At 63.2% G+C, this 20,202-nt stretch carries 18 protein-coding genes; 7 read left to right on the top strand and 11 right to left on the bottom strand.

Going from position 1 to position 20,202, the window contains the following annotated elements:
• Positions 1-138: 138 nt before the first annotated feature.
• Together JKF87_RS08885 and JKF87_RS18585 are read left to right on the top strand one after the other, a co-directional pair.
• Entirely contained in the window at positions 139-1,026 is an 888-nt protein-coding gene (locus JKF87_RS08885) for a methyltransferase domain-containing protein (RefSeq protein ID WP_201099533.1), read from the top strand.
• Positions 1,027-1,119: 93 nt separating this feature from the next.
• Positions 1,120-2,397, top strand: coding sequence for a glycosyltransferase family 4 protein (locus JKF87_RS18585; protein ID WP_201099534.1), 1,278 nt, complete (start codon positions 1,120-1,122; stop codon positions 2,395-2,397).
• Here the strand turns inward: JKF87_RS18585 and JKF87_RS08895 are convergent.
• The 5 genes from JKF87_RS08895 to putA all read right to left on the bottom strand — a co-directional run bounded on the left by JKF87_RS08895 (position 2,333) and on the right by putA (position 9,155).
• A complete protein-coding gene (locus JKF87_RS08895) occupies positions 2,333-3,223 on the bottom strand; it encodes a hypothetical protein (protein WP_201099536.1) in 891 nt (296 codons plus the stop codon). The genes JKF87_RS18585 and JKF87_RS08895 overlap by 65 nt on opposite strands.
• 2 nt (positions 3,224-3,225) lie before the next feature.
• Positions 3,226-3,891 (bottom strand): ABC transporter ATP-binding protein, encoded by a 666-nt coding sequence (locus tag JKF87_RS08900; protein WP_201099537.1) that lies wholly within the window; start codon positions 3,889-3,891, stop codon positions 3,226-3,228.
• Positions 3,891-5,054 carry a chain-length determining protein gene (locus JKF87_RS08905; protein WP_201099538.1) on the bottom strand — a complete coding sequence of 388 codons (1,164 nt, stop codon included), beginning with the start codon at positions 5,052-5,054 and terminating at the stop codon, positions 3,891-3,893. Before JKF87_RS08905 ends, JKF87_RS08900 begins: the two co-directional genes overlap by 1 nt.
• Positions 5,055-5,096: 42 nt before the next feature.
• A complete protein-coding gene (locus JKF87_RS08910) occupies positions 5,097-5,879 on the bottom strand; it encodes an ABC transporter permease (RefSeq protein WP_201099539.1) in 783 nt (260 codons plus the stop codon).
• Between the two features lie 144 nt (positions 5,880-6,023).
• Complete coding sequence (putA, locus tag JKF87_RS08915; RefSeq protein WP_201099540.1) at positions 6,024-9,155, bottom strand: bifunctional proline dehydrogenase/L-glutamate gamma-semialdehyde dehydrogenase PutA; 3,132 nt, start codon at positions 9,153-9,155, stop codon at positions 6,024-6,026.
• Positions 9,156-9,265: 110 nt separating this feature from the next.
• On the opposite strand from putA, the gene JKF87_RS08920 reads away from it, so the two are divergent.
• Positions 9,266-9,727 (top strand): Lrp/AsnC ligand binding domain-containing protein, encoded by a 462-nt coding sequence (locus tag JKF87_RS08920; protein ID WP_201099541.1) that lies wholly within the window; start codon positions 9,266-9,268, stop codon positions 9,725-9,727.
• A 76-nt stretch (positions 9,728-9,803) separates the two neighbouring features.
• Complete coding sequence (locus JKF87_RS08925; protein WP_201099542.1) at positions 9,804-10,889, top strand: glycosyltransferase family 4 protein; 1,086 nt, start codon at positions 9,804-9,806, stop codon at positions 10,887-10,889.
• A gap of 31 nt (positions 10,890-10,920) precedes the next feature.
• Here JKF87_RS08925 and glmS read toward each other — a convergent pair whose 3' ends face one another.
• Positions 10,921-12,735, bottom strand: a complete 1,815-nt coding sequence (glmS, locus tag JKF87_RS08930; RefSeq protein ID WP_201099543.1) for a glutamine--fructose-6-phosphate transaminase (isomerizing) — start codon at positions 12,733-12,735, stop codon at positions 10,921-10,923.
• A 163-nt stretch (positions 12,736-12,898) separates the two neighbouring features.
• Between glmS and glmM the strand changes: the two genes are divergently transcribed.
• Complete coding sequence (gene glmM / locus JKF87_RS08935) at positions 12,899-14,248, top strand: phosphoglucosamine mutase (protein WP_201099544.1); 1,350 nt, start codon at positions 12,899-12,901, stop codon at positions 14,246-14,248.
• A 14-nt stretch (positions 14,249-14,262) separates the two neighbouring features.
• Here glmM and JKF87_RS08940 read toward each other — a convergent pair whose 3' ends face one another.
• The 4 genes from JKF87_RS08940 to JKF87_RS08955 form a co-directional block, all read right to left on the bottom strand.
• Positions 14,263-15,216: a right-handed parallel beta-helix repeat-containing protein gene (locus JKF87_RS08940; RefSeq protein ID WP_201099545.1), complete on the bottom strand. Its 954-nt coding sequence runs from the start codon at positions 15,214-15,216 to the stop codon at positions 14,263-14,265.
• Position 15,217: 1 nt separating this feature from the next.
• The gene (locus tag JKF87_RS08945) at positions 15,218-16,030 is read right to left on the bottom strand and encodes a phosphatase PAP2 family protein (RefSeq protein WP_307417825.1); all 813 of its coding nucleotides are present in this window, start codon (positions 16,028-16,030) and stop codon (positions 15,218-15,220) included.
• Positions 16,027-16,551 (bottom strand): hypothetical protein, encoded by a 525-nt coding sequence (locus JKF87_RS08950; protein ID WP_201099546.1) that lies wholly within the window; start codon positions 16,549-16,551, stop codon positions 16,027-16,029. Before JKF87_RS08950 ends, JKF87_RS08945 begins: the two co-directional genes overlap by 4 nt.
• A 77-nt stretch (positions 16,552-16,628) precedes the next feature.
• Positions 16,629-16,979 (bottom strand): ribonuclease, encoded by a 351-nt coding sequence (locus JKF87_RS08955; RefSeq protein WP_236261252.1) that lies wholly within the window; start codon positions 16,977-16,979, stop codon positions 16,629-16,631.
• 102 nt (positions 16,980-17,081) lie between these two features.
• On the opposite strand from JKF87_RS08955, the gene JKF87_RS08960 reads away from it, so the two are divergent.
• A complete protein-coding gene (locus tag JKF87_RS08960) occupies positions 17,082-18,080 on the top strand; it encodes an LLM class flavin-dependent oxidoreductase (RefSeq protein WP_201099547.1) in 999 nt (332 codons plus the stop codon).
• Between the two features lie 104 nt (positions 18,081-18,184).
• Here JKF87_RS08960 and JKF87_RS08965 read toward each other — a convergent pair whose 3' ends face one another.
• Entirely contained in the window at positions 18,185-19,180 is a 996-nt protein-coding gene (locus JKF87_RS08965) for an alpha/beta fold hydrolase (RefSeq protein WP_201099548.1), read from the bottom strand.
• A 47-nt stretch (positions 19,181-19,227) separates the two neighbouring features.
• On the opposite strand from JKF87_RS08965, the gene JKF87_RS08970 reads away from it, so the two are divergent.
• Complete coding sequence (locus JKF87_RS08970; protein ID WP_201099549.1) at positions 19,228-20,064, top strand: aldo/keto reductase; 837 nt, start codon at positions 19,228-19,230, stop codon at positions 20,062-20,064.
• Positions 20,065-20,202: the final 138 nt, after the last annotated feature.

The raw sequence follows: 20,202 nt of genomic DNA on the forward strand, positions 1-20,202 counted from the left end.
GCTCGTCCGTCAGCCAATACAGGTCACTCATGATCCAGACTCCTCAGGAGCCTGAATCAGATCGCGCGCCTCACATCAATGGGTCCTGAGCCTAGAGACCCCACTTATGATGGTGACGTGGCTATAATAATAGAGCTGATGGCCCATACTCATGGGAAGGCACTAGAATCGCAGAATGTCACCATATTTCATGGTGGCCGTGTCATTTCTGAGTGGAATATTCCCGATAAATGGTACCGCTTAAAAGGCCTTTTGATACCCTTCAGTGCATTGTCTACGGACGAACACATCGAACTGGATATCGAGATTCCAGACGCTGAGAGCCCCAAAAAATTTGGAGGCAGTGATGATGACCGAAAACTTGGCATCGGCATTAACCGAATTTGGGTTGGAAATATAAATGACCCGGCCAATGTATCATCGACGCTCAACATTATCGGATCTCGTTATGTTGGCACGGAATCAAGAAAAACCTGGGATCACAAACATCTGACTGGATTTTGGAAAAGCTACATCACGGGCCCAAAGGTACTTGACGTGGGATTTTCAAGCTACGGAGATCCTCGCGTAGTGCCCATCATGGAAGATGCTATTGGCGTCGACATTGACTATCCGGGATACGACGGAAAATATTTACCTTTTGGGGACTGCAGTCAGGACGCCGTTTACTCCAGTCACTGCCTTGAGCATATTCCAGACCACCTTGGCATCATTCAAGACTGGCACCGGGTCACCAAGGTTGGGGGCCACATCATTATCGCCGTCCCCAGTCGCGATCTTTTCGAACGTCGCCGCCGCCCCCCATCTTCCTGGAACACGGAACACCTTCGCATGTACACATGCGCCTCCTTGCTGGCGGAAATAGAAGCCGCCTTAGCCCCTAACACGTTCAAGATTCGACACCTTTCCGAAAATGACGATCTGTTCGACTACAATCTCAACCCCACAATGCCGCCGTACGGAAATTACGAAATAACGGCGGTCATAGAAAAAATAGAAGCGCCAGAGTGGCGCTTGGTCGAGTGACCAGATACGGACCGGCCTCAATAATAGGACCCGTACGCAAGTGGCGTCATACGGTTGCCGCCCATTGCTCTATCTAAAATCTGAGGGGCCTTGGTGGGCATTTGGACAAAAACACGCAATACGCTCGAACGGTGCCCTGCGCCGCGCTGGCTAGAACGAGCAAAAATCCAATGGAGCCGCCACGCCATAACGGCTAGCAGGCGAACCAGCCATGCTCATGGTTCTCGTCGGCTCTTTATAGACATTTCGGTCATTGCCAAGAACGATGCCGGCACCGGCATTCAGCGCGTGGTGCGCGGCATAGCCTTGCGAGAAGAACAGCTTCGCCATGCAGGGTGGGATGTCTGGTTTGTATGCGCGACCCGCAAACGCCCATACCATCGCATCAACTGGCCGCACTCGGACAATATCGACCTCACCCCGATCCAAGGTCAGATCGGAGACGTGTTTCTTGGACTGGATTACGCTCTCGACACGGTACGCTTCCAGGAGCGCCAGTTGCGACACCTCGCGCAGAAAGGCGTGCTTCAATGGTACCTCGTTCACGATCTCCTGCCTCTGCAAAGACCCGATTGGTTCCCGCCAAGCGCCAGCTTACGATTTCATAAATGGCTGCGCGTGCTGGCCTCCGTCAGCGATGGATATTTCTGTAACTCCAATCAAACCGAATCCGACCTGAAGCACAGCCTTAGCGAACTCTTTGGTGTAAAGGATGGCTACGTTTCGCACGTCTTGCCCATGGGCACCGACATAAAGAACAGCCTTCACACCACAGGTCTGCCAGATGGTTTTGAATCGTGGTTAGAACGACTGGACGGCCCGATGGTTTTGACTGTCGGCACCCTTGAGCCGCGCAAGGGCCATAATGAGCTTCTCGACGCGTTTGCTGAAATATGGTCGCGCAACGGCAGCACCAAACTTGTTCTCGTCGGTCGAGAAGGATGGAGCGTCGAAGGCTTGATGGCGCGCATTCGATCGCACCCAGAGCTTGGTCACAGGCTGTTCTATTTCGACAAGGCAAGCGACGAAGCTCTCATGCGATTGTACGAGGCCTGTGATGGCGTCATCATCCCATCGCTTGCTGAAGGTTACGGCCTGCCTCTCATAGAGGCCCTAGGATATGGAAAGCCTGTTCTAGCTCGCGATATTGAGGTGTTTCGAGTGCATGAGAACGCAGGCGTGCGTTATTTCCCAGCCTATTCGTCACCACAGACTTTCGCCGATCGCATTTTGAGTTGGATGGATGAGGCCGCAGTCGGAACCGCTGATGTCACTGGCGTCCAACCCATAACCTGGGAAGACAGCGTCACGACTCTTCTAGAGGTTCTAAAGTCTCACGGTTTTGAGGCAAAACCGCTCCGAGGTAAGTGACAGCGGCACCTGCGAACCTGACTTTACCTTGAAAATGCGGCCTAGAGGACGCAATCCGCGCCACCGCGGGACCGCCATCCGGCCACGCGGCAGATTGAGTGACCGAATACAAACCCGGACGGTCAATGGCCTTGGTGAACACTTGATCTCCCCACTGGAACACAAGTTCAACGAAACCACCTTCCGGATCGACCTCGATAAGCCAATCAATAGACCAAAGCCCTGCCAGCACCTGCATTCCAGGCTCTTCGGCGACAGACTTTGCGCGCCCCGTAACGTCGAGCCAAGCGGGCCCGCTCAAGATCGGATGCTTCGCCGCAGCGAACAGATCAGAACTCCAAAATGCCCTGGCGCCCACGAAAAGGGGGTTCCGGTAAATGCCTAATGCAGGGTCACCTGACCGCAATTCCCCGAGATCATCGGGGCGTTTCAAGGAGCCCAGTCCATCGATTTCGATAACACTAACTTCGGAATCGATTAGATGCATGCGTCGCGCTGCAACAGCAGCGACAAAAGCGCTCGAGAACCAGCGCGTCCCTTCGACATCCGGCAAGACCCGAGCGGCAAATCGCTCACTCAGTTGCGCAACATCAAGCCCCCCAAGGTCGGCAGCCTTGAAGTCGGGCCCAAGCACAACCACGTCCACAGCCTCATCAGCGCCAGTCTCTGGCGGTCCGCAGAGAAGCCAATCGGGCTGCCCTAGCAGAAGTGACTCTGCTGAATCACGATCATGGACACGCCACCCCCTCAATACCGCTTGCGCGACAATCTGATTGCCCCAATTCCAGGCTGCAAGTGAAGGCCCGGCATTCAAAGCGAACTGCATTATTACGCCGCCCTGAGCCAAGAATAGATTTCAATAGCTTCTTCTATATCATTGAAACTCTTCACCTTGCCTGACTCAATAATCAAGGCGCAGTCACAATGTTGAGCGATCAAATTCATATCGTGCGACGCCATCAGATAGGCACGCCCGGCACGATGCTGAAAAAGCTCCTCTTCACATTTTCTTTGAAAACGAGCATCGCCCACAGCAACAAGTTCATCGATAAGATAGCAGTCAAACTCGATGGCTAATGAAAGGCCAAAAGCCAAACGAGCGCGCATCCCTGAAGAATAATGCTTCACGGGTCTTTTCAGCGCCTCACCCAATTCAGCGAACTGATCGACTCTTAAAAGAATGTCCTGGTAGTTTCGATTGTAGAGCCTCGACAAAAACCGGATATTATCCAGACCAGAAAGACTTCCCTGAAACCCGCCGCCGAAACCGATGGGCCAGGAAGAAGTCATGCGCCAATCAATAGCGCCAGCGGTGGGCTTTAGAATTCCGCCAAGCATCTTGATAAGGGTCGATTTCCCCTGGCCATTACGGCCAAGTATCGCCAATCTTCCATCGCGCGCGACGTCAAACGACAACCCTCGAAAAAGAGGCGCCGACGCGGACGTATAGATTTTGCTTAGCTCCCTGACACGGAGCCCGATTCCATCGTCCATTAGAACTGCTTGTGTTCCCTAATGCCCGCGTAAACCAACCAGCCCAGACTATAGACCAACAGGCTCGAAAGCAGCACGCTGAATATCCCGAACCAACGCCGCGGCAATGTAGGCTGATCCGCCAGATTAGGATTCACAATCCGCTCTAAATAGAGATTTTGGCGGCGCGCCTCGTTGCGTGCTGTAATTACGGCGGCCGTGGATTGTGCTAGGCGCTTGTCAGCAATCTCCTGCTCGACGAGAAGCTGCTGATAACCGGCGACGGAAGACGCCAACGAACCTGCCGCGCCCGCCATTCTCGCCCGCTCTGCGGTCAACTGGCGCTCAAGCGCCGTAATGCGGCCATTCAGGCTGGCGAGCTGAGGGCTTTGAGGCGCGCCCGCCTGCAGTTGGTCGCGTTCGGCCTTCAAACGGGCGATCGCCACCAGCAGATCCGACGAGACAGCAGAGCTTTCACGCGCAGAAAGCTCCGGATCGACATAACCTTGAGTATTGCGGAAAGCCGTCAGACGCTGGCGCACCAGAACCAGATCCGCCCGCGCCTCTTCTTCAGCACGCTCCGCCCCCTGGACCGCATCTCTAGCCGCCCGTTCATTCAGGCGGTTCACCAGAGCCTCCCCCCCGGACAGGAGGGCGTTTGCTATTGCCTGTGCATCCTCCCCTCGGAAAGCCTTAACGCGCAGCGTGCTGATACCTGTGCGGCCTTCATAACCGACCGTCACGAAGCGCTTATAGCCTTTATAAAGCCCCTCCGAACTGTCATCTTCACCGAAGCGCGGATAACGCACGAAGAAGTCTGCGCCAGGTCGCCCAATCTTGCCCCGCACATCAACGGCCTCCTGAGCATAGGCAAGCCCGTCGCGCGAAGTGACGTATTCATGCACGGCGAAAGAATCGTTCATCGCGCTCTGAATCCCCACGCCCTGAAGGGCCATGCCGAGATTCGAGGGTTGCTGCTGATTAGGGCTGCGAACGACGAAACGCGCCTCAGAGACGTAAAGCGGCGAAGCGATGACTAGATAATAGATCATCGCCAATGCAGTGGGCAGCGCAACTACCAGGAGAAATCCTAGAGGCAGCCGTTTCAACCACAGATGTTCGGCAGATCTGTCAGATCCCTCATTCTTGAGAGCGCCCAGATACTTAAACTGCGTTTCATTCATATCAGCACAGACCAGGAATCTTTGACCGAAACACCAAGCACATTATTCGACCTCGATGCGATCTAATGAAGAATATATGATCAACAGGCCTATGATATTCATGATTGCACCGACCACGAGTGCATAACCAAGATCATAATGCGTCTCAACGAACTCACCGAAGATCGCACCACGAATAGCCTCTGTCCCATGAACAAAAGGAATATACATCATCACCTTCTGAGCCGATGGCGGCAGCCACGCCACCATAAAGAACGCTCCAGAAACCGGCATCAACAAATAACTGACCAATCCAACAACGCGTTCTATGATCTCATACCTCATCACCAATCCAGTCATTATGAGACCCAGGCCTGTAGAGCAGAATGCAATCACGCCCCAACCTGCATAAAGTAACGGGTAGTTTTCAGGTGGCTGAACCTGCTGGATCAGACCGAGAAACGCATAAAGAATGACGAATGCCAGCGTACCGCCGGCGATCTCCAGCAGAATTCGCGTCGCCAATATATGAGTCGGCGTTACGAACCGATGATATAGAAGACCGACATTGGACTGAACGGCAGGGGTAAGCAGACTTATAAGGTGCCTCATAAGGATGAGGCACATATAGCCGGTCATGACGAACGGCGCGAGACGAAGGCCGTGCTCACTAGCAAACGTCGGCTTAACGAGACTCCACAGCGCAATGACGCCGCCGCAGAACAGCATTGGCTCGCCAACCAGCCATAAAAAGCCGATCCCCTCGCGACCAAACCGCGTGGTCATCTCGCGCATCAGAAGCGCGCCGATAACTCGACTATGCTGCCGAAATTCCGCGACGACCATCGACATCCTTCGAAATGCGAGAAACGACGCGCACTTCCAACCCGTTCAGGTCCTGGCCGCGACGATTTAGCATGACGTATGGCGCGGAACTGGCCTCAAGAAAACAATCTTCTCGCGGCCTCGCAACGCGCCACCTTCATAAACTCACAAATTCAACAGCGCCGGATCCCCTCCCTGCGCCGCGATATTCACGCTGATCGCCTTCTCGGCCGCGTAACGGATCAGGCTGTTGGGGCCGCCGGCCTTGGGGCCAGTGCCTGACAGGCCTTCGCCGCCGAAGGGTTGGACGCCGACGACGGCGCCGGTGATGGAGCGGTTGACGTAGACGTTGCCGGCGGGGACCAGGGAGACGACTTCATCGGCAAAAGCCTCGATGCGGCTGTGGACGCCCAGGGTCAGGCCGTAGCCGCGCGCGGCCAGCTTGCCCGCGACCGCCTTCAGGTCAGACGGGGCGTAGCGATAGAGGTGCAGGATCGGGCCGAACACCTCGCGCTCCAGGAAGTCGGGCGTTGGGATTTCGGCGATGGTCGGGGCGAACAGGTCGCCCTTTTCGGCGCCCAGCGGCAGGTTGGCGCGGGCGATGATTTTTGCTTCTTTCGACAGGCGTCTGACGTGGGCTTCCAGGGCGCGGCGCGACTCCGGGTCGATGACGGGGCCGATGTCGGTCTTGGGGTCGGCGGGGTCGGCGACGGTCTGGACGGCCAACGCCCCCTTCAGCCCCTCGATCAGGGCGTCGGCGGAATCCTTGGGCACATAGAGGACGCGCAGGGCCGAGCAGCGTTGCCCCGCAGAACCGAAGGCGGACAGGATGACGTCGTCGATCACCTGCTCCTTCAGCGCCGTGGTGTCGATGAACATGCCGTTCAAACCACCGGTCTCGGCGATGAAGGGGATGATGGCGCCGGGGCGCGCGGCGATGGAGCGGTTGATGGCCGCGGCCGTGTCGGTGCCGCCGGTGAAGGCGACCCCGTCGATGCCCGGATGCGTGACCAAGGCCGCGCCGACCGTCTCGCCACGACCGGGAACCAGAGCCAGCAGGTCGGGGTTCAGACCCGCCTTGTGATACAGACGCACGGCCTCGGCGGCGATCAAGGGCGTCTGTTCGGCAGGCTTGGCCAGCACGGCATTGCCGGCGGCAAGCGCAGCGGCGATCTGGCCGGTGAAGATGGCCAGCGGGAAGTTCCACGGCGAGATGCAGGCGAAGACGCCGCGCCCGTGCAGGATCAGTTGGTTGGTTTCGCCAGTCGGGCCTTTCAGCGTCTCGGGCGCGGAGAAGTCGCGTTCAGCCAACAGCGCATAGTAGCGGCAGAAGTCGGCGGCCTCGCGCACCTCGGCGACGCCGTCGTTCAGCGTCTTGCCCGCCTCGCGGCTGAGCAGGGCGACCAGACGGTCCATGTCCGCCTCCAGCGCGTCGGCCATGGCGCGCAGGATCACGGCGCGTTTGGCGCCGCCCTGACGGTCCCACTGAACCTGGGCGTTGGCGGCAGCTTCGACGGCGGCGCCGATGTCGGCCTCGGTCGCCTCCGACACATGACCCAGCACCTGCGTGCGGTCGAACGGATTGGTCACGTCCTGGGCGTTGATCCCGGCGCGCAACTTGCCGCCGATCAGGGGGCCGGAGGTCAGTTTTTCACGATCGACCAGCTGCAGCGCCTTGGCGTGGGCTTCGCGGTCGGCGGCCTGGGAATAGTCGCGGCCGAGGGAGTTCTGACGATCGCCGTACATATCTTGCGGAACCGGAATCTTGGGGTGACGGTCGGGCGCCTGCTCGACCAGGGAAATGGGATCAGCCGCAACGGCCGAGGCGGGAACACGCTCGTCCAGCAAGGCGTGGACGAAGGAGGAGTTGGCGCCGTTCTCCAGCAGGCGGCGCACCAGATAGGGCAGCAGTTCTTCATGCCCGCCGACGGGGGCGTAGGCGCGCACGATCACCGTCTCATCCGACCATTTCTCGATGGCGGCGTCGTACAGGGCCTCGCCCATGCCGTGCAGGCGCTGATGCTCGACGGTGACCCCGCGATCGCGCGCCATGCGGCGCACGGCGGCCAGGGTGTGGGCGTTGTGGCTGGCGAACTGGGAATAGATGTCGGGCGAGGCCTCGATCATGGCGCGCGCGCAGACCAGATAGTTCAGATCGGTCGCCGCCTTGGTGGTGAAGACCGGATAATCGGTGCGGCCGAAGACCTGGGCGCGCTTGATCTCCGTGTCCCAATAGGCGCCCTTGACCAGACGCACCATCAGGCGACGGTTTGAGCGGCGGGCCAGGTCGGCGACCCGCTGGATCGTCTCCAGACCCCGCTTCTGATAGGCCTGAACCGCCAGGCCCAGACCGGTCCAGCCGCCCAGCGACGGCTCGTGCGCCAGCCGATCCAGCAGCTTCAGCGACAGGGCCAGACGGTCCGCCTCTTCGGCGTCCATCGTGTAGTTGATGTCGTATTTGGCCGCGATCTGGGCCAGACGAAGGATGCGGGGATACAGGGTCGCCCAGATGTCGTCCTCGTGCGTCGCCTCATAGCGGGGCGACAGGGCCGACAGCTTCACCGACACGCCGTGGCCGTGTTCCGGCCCCTGCCCCTTTGACGTCCTGCCCACCGCCTCGATGGCGTCGGCGTAGATCTTTTCGTAGCGGTCGGCGTCGGCGACGGTGCGGGCGCCCTCGCCCAGCATGTCGAAGCTGCACAGCCAACCTTCCTTGTTCGAGCGTTTCAGCGCCGACTGGATGGTGCGCCCGACCACGAACTGCTCACCCATGATCTTGACGGCGGTGGCGACGGCCTGGCGGATGACCGGCTCGCCGATCCGGCCCGCGATCCACTTCAGGAAGCCCGACAGGTCAGTCTTGGCCTCATCATCCACATCGACCAGCTTGCCGGTCAGCATCAGACCCCAGGTCGAGGCGTTGACGAACAGACTGTCGGATTGGCCAAGGTGCGACGCCCAGTCGGCGGAACCGATCTTTTCCGCAATCAGACGGTCGCGCGTCTCTTCGTCCGGCACGCGCAGCAGGGCCTCGGCCAGGCACATAAGGGCCAGGCCTTCACGGGTGCCCAGCGAGAACTGCTGCAGGAAGCTTTCGACCACCCCCTGTTTCTTCTGACTGCGGCGGGCGTGCTCGACCAGGGCGACCGCCTCATCCACCACCGCAGCGCGCTCAGCGGAGTTCAGCGGAATCCGCGCCAGATTGGCGGCGACGGCCTCGCGCTCATTCTGAAACTTGCGCGCATCCAGACCGTCCCATGCGGCCAGGCTCGAAGGCGTGAAGGGGGCAGTAGTCATGGCGCGGCAAATCCTGTGGATTTAAGCCCTATATGCCGGAGTTCATTGAAGGTGCTTCGTATGATAGATCAACGAGCCGATGATCATTCGTATTCAGGGGCGATTTTCCGATGATTGAAATCGACGCCGTCGACCGCCGCATCCTGCGGGTGCTGCAAACCGACGCCCGCATCTCCAACGCCGAACTGGCCCGGCGCTGCAACCTGTCGCCCGCAGCCTGTTTCGAGCGGGTCAAACGCTTGCGCGAAAAGAAGATCATCACCGGCTATGCCGCCATGATCGACCCGGCCCAGGTCGGGCGCGACCTGTTGATCTTCGTCGAGGTTCTGCTGGACCGCACCACCGGCGACGTCTTCGACGCCTTCGCCGAGGCCGTCCGCACCCAGCCCGAGGTTCTGGAATGCCACATGGTCGCCGGTGGCTTCGACTATCTGATCAAGGCCCGCGTCGGCGACATGGACGCCTACCGCGCCTTCCTGGGCGATGTTCTGGTGCGGATGCCGGGGGTGCGCGAAACCCGAACCTATGCGGTTCTCGAAGAGGTGAAGTCGACGACCGTGCTGCCGATCTAGCATCCGTCTCGCCATCGTCATCCGAACCGGCTAGAAGTTCCGCTCTTGATTAACGGCTCAGGGTCCGCCCGCCTCAATGCGCATCGTTCTGGCCACCGACGCCTGGGAGCCCCAGGTCAACGGCGTCGTCCGCACCCTGACCCGCACCATCGCGGAATGCCGCGCCATGGGGCATGAGGTCGAGGTCATCGAGCCCAGCCTGTTCAAGACCATTCCCTGCCCCACCTATCCGGAAATTCGATTGGCGCTGGGCGCCGAGGAAGAGATTCGCGAAATGCTGCGCGCCTTCGAGCCCGAGGCCGTGCACATCGCCACCGAAGGCCCCATCGGCATCGCCACGCGTCGCATCTGCGTAGAGTGGAAGCTGCCGTTCACGACCAGCTATCACACCAAATTCCCGGAATATGTGTCGGCCCGTTTCCCGATCCCGGTGCAGGTCGGCTACGCCTATATGAAGTGGTTCCACAAACCGTCGGGCCGTCTGATGGTGGCGACCCCGACCCTGCGCGACGAACTGGTCGAGCACGGCTTCAAAAATGTCTCGCCCTGGTCGCGCGGCGTGGACACCGAGGTGTTCAATCCCGACCTGGAGCGCATCTATGACGAGATGGGCGGAAAAAACTGGCCCCGCCCCTTCTTCCTGAACGTCGGCCGCGTGGCGGTCGAGAAAAACATCGAATCCTTCCTCCAGCTGGACCTGCCCGGCACCAAGATCATCGTCGGCGACGGCCCCGCCCGCGCCGACCTGCAGGAGAAATATCCGGAGGCCAAATTCCTGGGGGCCAAGTTCGGCGACGACCTGGCCCGCTGCTTCCGGGATGCCGATGTCTTCGTCTTCCCCAGTTGGACCGACACCTTCGGCCTGGTGATTCTGGAGGCCATGGCCACCGGCACGCCGGTCGCCGCCTATCCGGCCCACGGCCCGATCGACATCATCCCCGGCTCCAACGCCGGCGCGATCGACAAGGATCTGAAGACCGCCTGCCTGGAATGCCTGAAGCTCGACCGCAAGGACGTGCGCGCCTACGCCGAGAAGTTCAGCTGGCGCGCGTCCGCCGAGCAGTTCGTCGAGAACCTGCAGCCCTATCCCGAGCCCGAGCGCGGTCGCTTCTGGCGCCGCCTGCGCCGCATCGCCCGCATCCGTAAGCGGGCGGCGGCCTAGAGCCCACAGAGATTCAGGCCGTCGAGGTCCCTCACTCCACCGTGACGGACTTGGCCAGGTTGCGGGGCTGGTCGACGTCGGTGCCTTTCTGGACGGCGGTGTAATAGGCCAGAAGCTGCATCGGCACGGCGTAGACCAGCGGCGCGATCAGGGGGTGGCAGTCGGGGGCGTCGATGCGGCGGATGCCGACGCCGTGCGGATCGGGCGCGTTCTCGGGCGTGATCATGATGACCGGGCCACCACGCGCTGCGATTTCCTGAAGGTTCGACGCGGTTTTGTCGAAGACATCGTCCAGGGGGGCCAGAGCGATGGTCGGGGTTTCTTCGTCAATCAGGGCGATGGGGCCGTGCTTCAGTTCGCCGGCGGCATAACCCTCGGCGTGGATGTAACTGATCTCCTTCAGCTTCAGCGCGCCTTCCATGGCCAGCGGGAACATGGGGCCACGGCCCAGGAACAGAACGTCGGTCGCCTTTGACAACTCCTGGGTCACCGCGCGGATGGTTTCGTCCATCCGCAGGGCTTCGGCGATCACGCGCGGGCTTTCGAACAGGGCCTTGACCAGTTCCGCCTCGGCAGCCGCATTGATCCGGCCGCGCGCGACGCCCGCGGCAACGGCCAAGGCCAGCAGGGCGGCGACCTGGGCGGTGAAGGCCTTGGTCGAAGCGACGCCGATCTCCGGCCCGGCGTGGGTCGGCCACAGCACCGACGCCTCGCGCGCCATCGAGGAGGTATGGACATTGACCACCGCCGCCGTCGGCAGACCCTGGGCCTTGCACCAGGTCAGGCTGGCCAGGGTGTCGGCGGTTTCGCCCGACTGGCTGACGGCGACCGCCAGCGTCGTCTTCGAGACGGCGGGTGAGCGGTAGCGGAACTCGGATGCGATCTCCACGTCGCAGGGCAGGCCCGCCAGCTTCTCGAACGCATAACGGCCGATCTGACCGGCGTAGAAGGCGGTGCCGCAGGCGACGATCTGGATGCGGTCGATGGCGGCGAAATCGACGCCCTGCGGCTTCACCTTACCGGTGACCAGATCGAGATATTCCGACAGGGTGTGCTGGACGCTGTCGGGCTGCTCATGGATTTCTTTCTCCATGAAGTGACGGTACTCGCCCTTTTCGACCATGGCCGAGGACGCGGACACCTGAACCACGGCCCGATCGACCGGCTGGCCCGATGCGTCGAACATTTCGGCGCCGTCGCGGGTCACGGCGACATAGTCGCCCTCTTCCAGATAGGAGATCTGCTGCGTGAAGGGGCCGACCGCCAGGGCGTCAGACCCCAGATACATCTCGCCTTCGCCCCAACCGACGACCAGCGGGCTGCCGCGACGGGCGCCCAGGATCAGGCCGTCCTCGCCGTCGATCAGAACGGCCAGGGCATAGGCGCCGGTCAGACGATCCAGCGTGACCTTGAAGGCCTCCAGCGGCTTGCGGCCCGTCTTCAGTTCGGCGTCCAGCAGGTGGGCGATGACCTCGGTGTCGGTCTGACTTTCGAAGATGTGGCCTTCAGCGGCCAGTTCAGCCTTCAGTTCGGCAAAATTCTCGATGATGCCGTTGTGGACCAGGGTCACGCGCCCGGCCTTGTGCGGGTGGGCGTTCACCGTGGTCGGCGCGCCGTGAGTGGCCCAGCGGGTGTGACCGATGCCGATGGTCGCCTTCAGCGGCTCCTCGGCCAGAACAGCCTCCAGATTACGGATCTTGCCCTGGGCGCGACGGCGCTCGACCGAGCCGTCGACCATGGCCGCGACCCCGGCGGAATCATAGCCCCGGTACTCCAGCCGTTTCAGGCTGTCGATCAGGCGGGGAACAACTGGGCCGTTGCCGATGACGCCGATAATGCCGCACATGTCTGGAAGGCTCCGTAACAACGCAAAAGGGTCGCCGCTTTGCACTGAGGGCGATCCGGGGTTAAGCCACAGACCAAGCCCCATTGGCCGTCTATGCAATCTTAAGGCGCGCCGCATCAAAAAAGGGGTTTCGGAACGTTACCCGAAACAAAAGGACCGCACCTTGGGCGACAGAAAATACTTCGGCACCGACGGCATGCGCGGTCGGGCCAACACCTATCCGATGACGGCGGAAGTCGCCCTGCGCGTCGGTCTGGCGGCGGGCAAGCTGTTCCGCACCAGCGATGACCGGCGTCATCTGGTGGTGATCGGCAAGGACACCCGTTTGTCGGGCTATATGATCGAACCGGCCCTGGTGGCGGGCTTCGCCTCGGTGGGCATGGATGTGCGCACCTTCGGCCCCGTGCCGACGCCGGGCGTGGCCATGCTGACGCGGTCGATGCGGGCCGATCTGGGCGTGATGATCTCGGCCTCCCACAACGACTATGCGGACAACGGCATCAAGCTGTTCGGCCCGGACGGCTATAAGCTGTCCGACGAGATCGAGCTGAAGATCGAAGCCCTGATGGACGCCGGTCTGGACCAGGATCTGGCGCCGTCGAACAAGCTGGGCCGGGTCAAGCGCATCGACGACGCCCAGGCCCGCTATATCGAGATCGCCAAACAGGCCTTCCCCAAGCGGCTCAGCCTGCAGGGTCTGCGCATCGCCGTCGATTGCGCCAATGGCGCAGGCTACAAGGTCGCGCCCACCACCCTGTTCGAACTGGGCGCCGAGGTCTTCCCCGTCGGGGTCGAGCCAAACGGAATCAACATCAACGCCGAGTGCGGATCGACCCATCCGGCCACCCTCTCCGAGGCGGTCAAACGCTACCGCGCCGACATCGGCATCGCCCTGGACGGGGATGCGGACCGGCTGATCATCTGCGACGAGAAGGGCCAGGTGGTGGACGGCGACCAGATCATGGCTCTGGTCGGTCTGGACTGGGCCAAACGCGGCCTGCTGACCGGCGGCGGCGTGGTCGCCACCGTCATGTCCAACCTGGGCCTGGAGCGGCGTCTGAAGTCTGAAGGCCTGTCGCTGGAGCGCACCAAGGTCGGCGACCGCTATGTCATGGCGCGGATGCGCGAAGGCGGCTTCAACATCGGCGGCGAACAGTCGGGCCACATCATCCTGCGCGATCACGCGACGACCGGGGACGGCCTGATGGCGGCGTTGCAGGTGCTGGCCGTCCTGGTCGAATCCGGAAAGCCGATGAGCGAACTGGCCCATCAGTTCGACGCCGTGCCCCAGTTGCTGGAGAACATCCGCTTCAACGCCGGCAAGCCGTTGGAGAATGACGCGGTCAAGGCCGCCATCGCCGAGGCGGAAGCGGCGCTGAACGGCTCGGGCCGCCTGCTGGTCCGCCCCTCTGGCACGGAAAAACTGATCCGCGTCATGGCCGAGGGCGACGACGAGGGACTGGTGCGGCGCGTGGTTTCAGATGTGTCTGCGGCGGTGCGGGCGGCGGGCTGAGCCTGCCCGGACGGCTATTCGGTGCGGTTGTCGGCGACCCGGTTGTGGGCCGCCCCGTCGCCGTCATCGACACTGGATCCGAACGGATAGCCCGCATCCGCTGCGCAATAGGGTCGCCGCCCTTCGCGCGCCCCGACCACGACCGTGCGGGGCCGCAGCCAGTTGGCCCCGCTGAAGATATTGCCGGTGATCTGGTTGTAGGACGGCGTCTGATGCCGGATCACTCCGTCCTCGCCGCAGTTGCGGTACAGGAAGATGCCGCCACGCCCGCCCAGGGCGAAGCGGTTGCCGGTGATCTGATTATAGGCGGAGCCATCCACGGCGATCTGTTCGCGGCCCGTGCGGATGTCGAAACGGTTGTCGCGGATGTCGGCGCCCCGGCTCTCGGCGTCCAGATAGACGGCGGTGGAGGTTGAGCGGCCCGTGAAGGTCGATCCGATCAGCTGCGTCCCCGACGCCCCCGGCCCGACATAGAGGGGAATGGTCCCGGTCGCCTCGAACCGGATGCGGCTCAGCGTCACGTTCAAAGGCGCCGCCGCCTGGGCTGCGTGGGTGTGATCCGCCGTGCGCGATGAGGCCAGAAGATCACGCATCGATCCGCCCGCCCCCATGCCCCAGATGCGGACATTGCCGACGATGGTGCAGTTGCTGAGGCTCACGCCCGCAGGCCTGCGCCAGACGCCGTCGTCGTTGCGCGACCAGATGGCCACTGTGGGGGTGCGCGGTCCCGCCTCGCCCGACGGAGCGATGCGTCCGCCGCCGCAGTCCAGGCCCGCGCCCGAGGCTTCCGGTCCCTCGATCAGCACGCGCCGAGGCACCGTCGCTCCCGACAAGACGGCCCGACAGGTCAGGCGATAGGGCTGGGGGGACGGCGTCGTCAGGTCCCGGACTTCAGCCGCCGTGCAGGCCCGGGCGGCCGGGGCCGGTTCAGCAACCTGCATGGCCAGAGCCGCCAGCAGCGCGATCATTCTAGGGCAGGACGGTCGGCAAGACGGCTCGCTCGGCGGCGCAACCGGGATTGGTCAGGCCTTTGGCGCGCGCGGCGGCCAGTTCAACCCGCGCCGCAGCCAAGTCGGCCTGGAAGGCCGGTGTGGCGACAGCCTGTGCTGCAGCCGCCCTGCCGATGGCTTCACCCGTCGCCACGTCGCTGGGATAGTGCATGGCGCAGACCAGGCGGCTGACGCCGATCTCATGGCCGATGCGGCGCACCGCCTCGGCCCGCGATGGGTCGATTGCGGCGAAGGCTTCGCCATAGGCGGCGCCGACGGCGGCGCTGCCGGATGGATAGGAGGCGGACTTGCGACCGGCCTCGCTGACGACCTGACAGGCGCGGCGCTGCGGATCATCGCCGACGGGGCGGGGCCGCGCCGCGCGACGCTTGACCTGTTCGGCCACGCTCTCGGCGTCATGGAAAACGCGCGCCATCACCCGGTCCAGATTGGGCGTCTCGGTCGAGCCGAACCGCACGCCCAGCGCACAGTCAAAATGCTGCAGGGCCAGCGGCGGCCGCAGTTCGGCATGGGATGTCGCCAGCAGCCAGCGATCGCTGTCTTCGAACGCCCGATACCGGGCCGATGTCGCCTTGTCGGCCAGATCGGCCTCAGAGGCCGGGAGAGGCGGCGGCGGAACCGCATCGGCCAGCCGCGCCAGATCGCCCGCCGTCAGATAGCCGGTCGAAACCTCAGTCAGCTTGGGCGCGCGGTTCTCGGTGGGCGCACAGGCAACCAGGACCATCAGCAGCCCCGCCGCGCCGAAGACGCCGACCGGACCGCTACGGCTCACTGGCCTTCGCTCCAGGTCAGTTGAACCGAGGTGGCGCCGCCGTCGCCCGGCGCAGCCACGACCTGAAGCCGTGGTCCGTCATTGGCCTCGCCCGCCGCGCCATAGGCCCGGGCGTCGCCCTGATTCAGCCCCATGACCGAACGCATGCCCGCCGCCTCGGCGCGCTCCTTGTAAAAGGCCACGATCTCGTCAGGGCTGGCGGACGTGCGGAAGGTGACCAGGCCGCCCGCGCCTGCGTCGCCCGCGCCGATGGTGGGACGTCCATCCAGTTCGGCGCCCGGATACAGGGCCGCATAGGCCGGCGCGCCCGGAAGGGCCGGAATCACCGTCGCCGCCGTCGTCGATGCCGCGGCCGCGCCAGCCCCCGTCGCTGGCTGCGCCGCCGCGTCCGAGGCCGCAGGCGCGGCGGTCGGGGCGTTCAGACCAATGTCGGAAGACGCTTCAGGCTTTTCCGCACGGTCGCTGCAACCCGCCAGGCAAAACAGAACTGCGGCGGTCGAAACCGCCAGACGGCGTATCATCGGGGGTGATTTCCCTTGGGCTCGATAGTCGAAGGCGCACCGTGGCGCCTCCATGCGGCGGCAGCAAGGCGCGAACGTCAGTCCTCGCCTCTGGCGCCCTCCGCCGGATCGCCGCCGTCGCCGTCAAACCGGCGTCCTGAGCCTTCGACCGCATCCGGTCCGGCGTTGGACGGCGAGTCAGGATCAGCGGATTCGCGGCCCTCTTCGGCCAGTCTGGCGTTGATCGCCGCCGAATCAGGATCATCGTCCGATCCGCTGGCCGACCCGCCGCGCAAGGATCCCGCACGGGTGTCGGAACCCGAGTCCGAGCCGTCCAGCGCGTCGATCAGCGTATCGGCCTTGTGGCCTCGGTCCGGCTTCTCGCCCATCTCGGCGGCTTCCAGCGCATCCTGGCCCTCACGGTCGGTCGGCGGGGGTTGATCGGTCATCACGGCGCTCCTTGTCGGTCTGAGTAAGGGGTCTCAGTTTAAAGTCGCCGCCTCTGTTGCGGTTCCCCTTGAACCGGCGAAGCCAGTTCCGATCTAACGGCCATGATCCCGTTCTCAGTCCTCGACCTGTCCCCCATCGTCGAAGGCGGCGACGCCCGCCGCGCGCTCGATGAAACCCTTGCCCTGGCCCAGGCCGCAGACCGTCTGGGCTACCAGCGGTTCTGGCTGGCCGAGCACCACAATATGCCCGGCATCGCCAGCGCCGCGACCGCCCTGGTCATCGGCCATGTGGCGGCGGGAACCGAGCGAATCCGCGTCGGGTCGGGCGGCGTCATGCTGCCCAACCACGCCCCTCTGGTCGTCGCCGAACAGTTCGGCACGCTGGAGACCCTGTATCCCGACCGCATCGACCTGGGCCTGGGCCGCGCGCCCGGCACGGACGGCGCCACGGCCCGCGCCCTGCGCCGCTATTTCGAAGGCGCTGACCAGTTTCCGCGCGACGTGGTCGAACTGATCCAGTGGTTCGAGCCTGCATCTGAGAACCAGCCCGTCCGCGCCGTCCCCGGCGCTGGCCTGCGGGTGCCGATCTGGCTTCTGGGCTCCAGCCTGTTCAGCGCGAAGCTAGCCGGTCAGCTGGGCCTGCCCTACGCCTTCGCCAGCCATTTTGCGCCTGAGCTGCTGCTGGAGGCTCTGGCGCTTTATCGACGCGAGTTCGTTCCTTCCGACCGTCTGGCCAAGCCCCACGCCATGGCCGCTATCAATGTCTTCGCCGCCGACACCGACGAAGAGGGCAAGCGCCTGTCCACCTCGATGCAGCAGAGCTTTGCACGCCTGACCTCGGGCAAACCCGGCAAGCTGCCGCCGCCCGTCGACGACATCGAGGCCATCCTGACCCCGCAGCAGATCGCGGGCGCCAGGAGCCGCCTGATCTATTCCGCCGTGGGCGGGCCGGAGACGGTCCAGAAACAGATCGCCGACTTCATCGCCCTGACGCAGGTGGACGAGCTGATGGTCACCGGCATGATGTTCGACAACGCCGCCCGGATTCGCGGCCTGGAGATCGTCGCTGACGTGCGTGAGCGGTTGGAGAAGGCGACCTGATCTTCCTTCTCCCGGTGGGAGAAGGTGGCTCGCGCAGCGAGACGGATGAGGGTCCGCTCTCCCTCACCCTTTCGCGCGAGAACGGCGGCGAAGCCGCCGTGCGCTCAAGCCCTCTCCCGACGGGAGAGGGGTAGCGAAGTCAGAAACTCCAGCAGCAGGGCGTTCACCTCGTCCGCCCGCTCCTGTTGGATCCAGTGGCCCGCGCCCGGAACGACCACGGTGCGTATCAGGTTGGGCGCCCAGTCCTTCAGCCCCGCCTCGGCCGCCCCGGCGTAGTGACGGACCGGGTCGTCGGTGCCGACCACGAACAGGGCGGGCGGGAGGATCTTCTGACCCTGCACAAAGGCTGTCAGCGACCAGTTCAGGTCCAGCGCGCGATACCAGTTCAACGGCCCGTCAAACCCGCCCGCGGCAAAGGCCGAGACATAGTCCTCGAAATGGTCCTCGCTCATCCACGGCGGCAGGGTGGCGGCGTCATCGACGGTCTCCAGCAGGTCCACGCCCTCGGGCATGAAGCCGGTCGAGCGTTTGTCGGCGGGCGTGGCCCCGTCATAGGCCCAGAACAGCTTCCTCAATGTCGTCGCCGGATCGGCCTGCAGGGCCAGATGGGCGTCGCGCGCCTGGAAACGGCTAATGTAGAGATCGCCCAGCCCGGCGCGTTTCGAGATGGCGGCCATGGCGGGGGTCGGGGGGCCGTTGGAACGGCGCGGCTGGAACGGCACCGACAGACCCGCAACCGCCGTGAACAGGTCGGGCCGAAGCAGGGCGCAGTGCCAGGCCACGGGCGCGCCCCAGTCATGGCCCACCACCACGCAGTTTTGCTTGCCCAGCGCCCGAACCAGATCGACCATGTCCCCGACCAGATTCAGGATCGAATAGTCCGATGCTTGCTGCGGTTTTTCGGTCCCGCCATATCCGCGCATGTCCGGGGCCGCGACGTGGTATCCTGCCTGCGAAAGCGCCTGAACCTGCGCCAACCAACTGACGCCCAGTTCAGGAAACCCGTGGATCAGCAAGACCAGCGGCGCATCGGCCTTGTCGTGGCCCGCCTCCAGCACCTGTTGGATCAAGCCGTCGGTCTTGATAAGCCGCGTGCGCATTCCAACCTCCGGACGGCTGTTTCGCCGCCTCATAAATCAGGACGGACATGACCCGCCTCGTTACTTTTGCAGACGGTACGACCGTTCCGGCCCTGGGCCAAGGCACATGGGAGATGGGCGACGATCCCGCCTGGCGCGACGCCGAACAGCAGGCGCTGGAGCGCGGCATCGACCTAGGCATGACCCTGATCGACACGGCTGAACTGTACGGCGACGGACGCTCGGAGCGTCTGGTGGGCGAGGTCATCGCGGGGCGCCGCGACGAGGTCTTCATCGTCTCCAAGGTGCGGCCCGAGAACGCCTCGGAAATGAAGATGATGCTGTCGTGCGAGAAGTCGCTGGAGCGGCTGGGGATCGACCGGATCGACCTCTATCTGCTGCACTGGGAGGGCCGGGTGCCGCTGGAGGAGACGGTCGACGCCTTCCGCGAACTGGTGGACGAGGGGATGATCGCCCGCTGGGGCGTGTCCAACCTGGACCTGCGCACGATGGAGCGGCTGATGCAGATCGACGGCGCCGAGGACTGCGCCTCGAACCAACTGCTCTATAATCTGGGTTCGCGCGGGATCGAGTACGACCTGCTGCCGTGGATGCAGTCGCGCGATATGCCGATGATGGCTTATTCGCCGCTGGGGCGCGGCGGCTTGCTGGAGCATCCGCTGATCGTGGACATCGCCGACCGCCACAGCGCCGAACCGGCCCAGGTGGCCCTGGCCGCCGTACTGAGAAACGACGGGATCATCGCCATTCCCAAGGCCAGCAGCGTGGAGCACGTCGAGGCCAACGCCGATGCGCTGGAGATCCAGTTCGACATCGAGGATCTGGAACGGCTGGATCAGGCCTTCCCCCCGCGGACGCAGGAAACCCCGCTGGAGATAATCTGACTTCTTCTGTCCTTCTCCCCTTGCGGGAGAAGGTGGCCCGTAGGGCTCGGATGAGGGGTCGCTCCGCAATTGATTGAGGGGTTGGCCATGCATTGGCCAACCCCTCATCCGTCTCGCTTCGCGATCCACCTTCTCCCG

It is taken from the genome of Brevundimonas nasdae (assembly GCF_016654005.1).
In the GTDB taxonomy this organism is placed as follows: domain Bacteria; phylum Pseudomonadota; class Alphaproteobacteria; order Caulobacterales; family Caulobacteraceae; genus Brevundimonas; species Brevundimonas nasdae.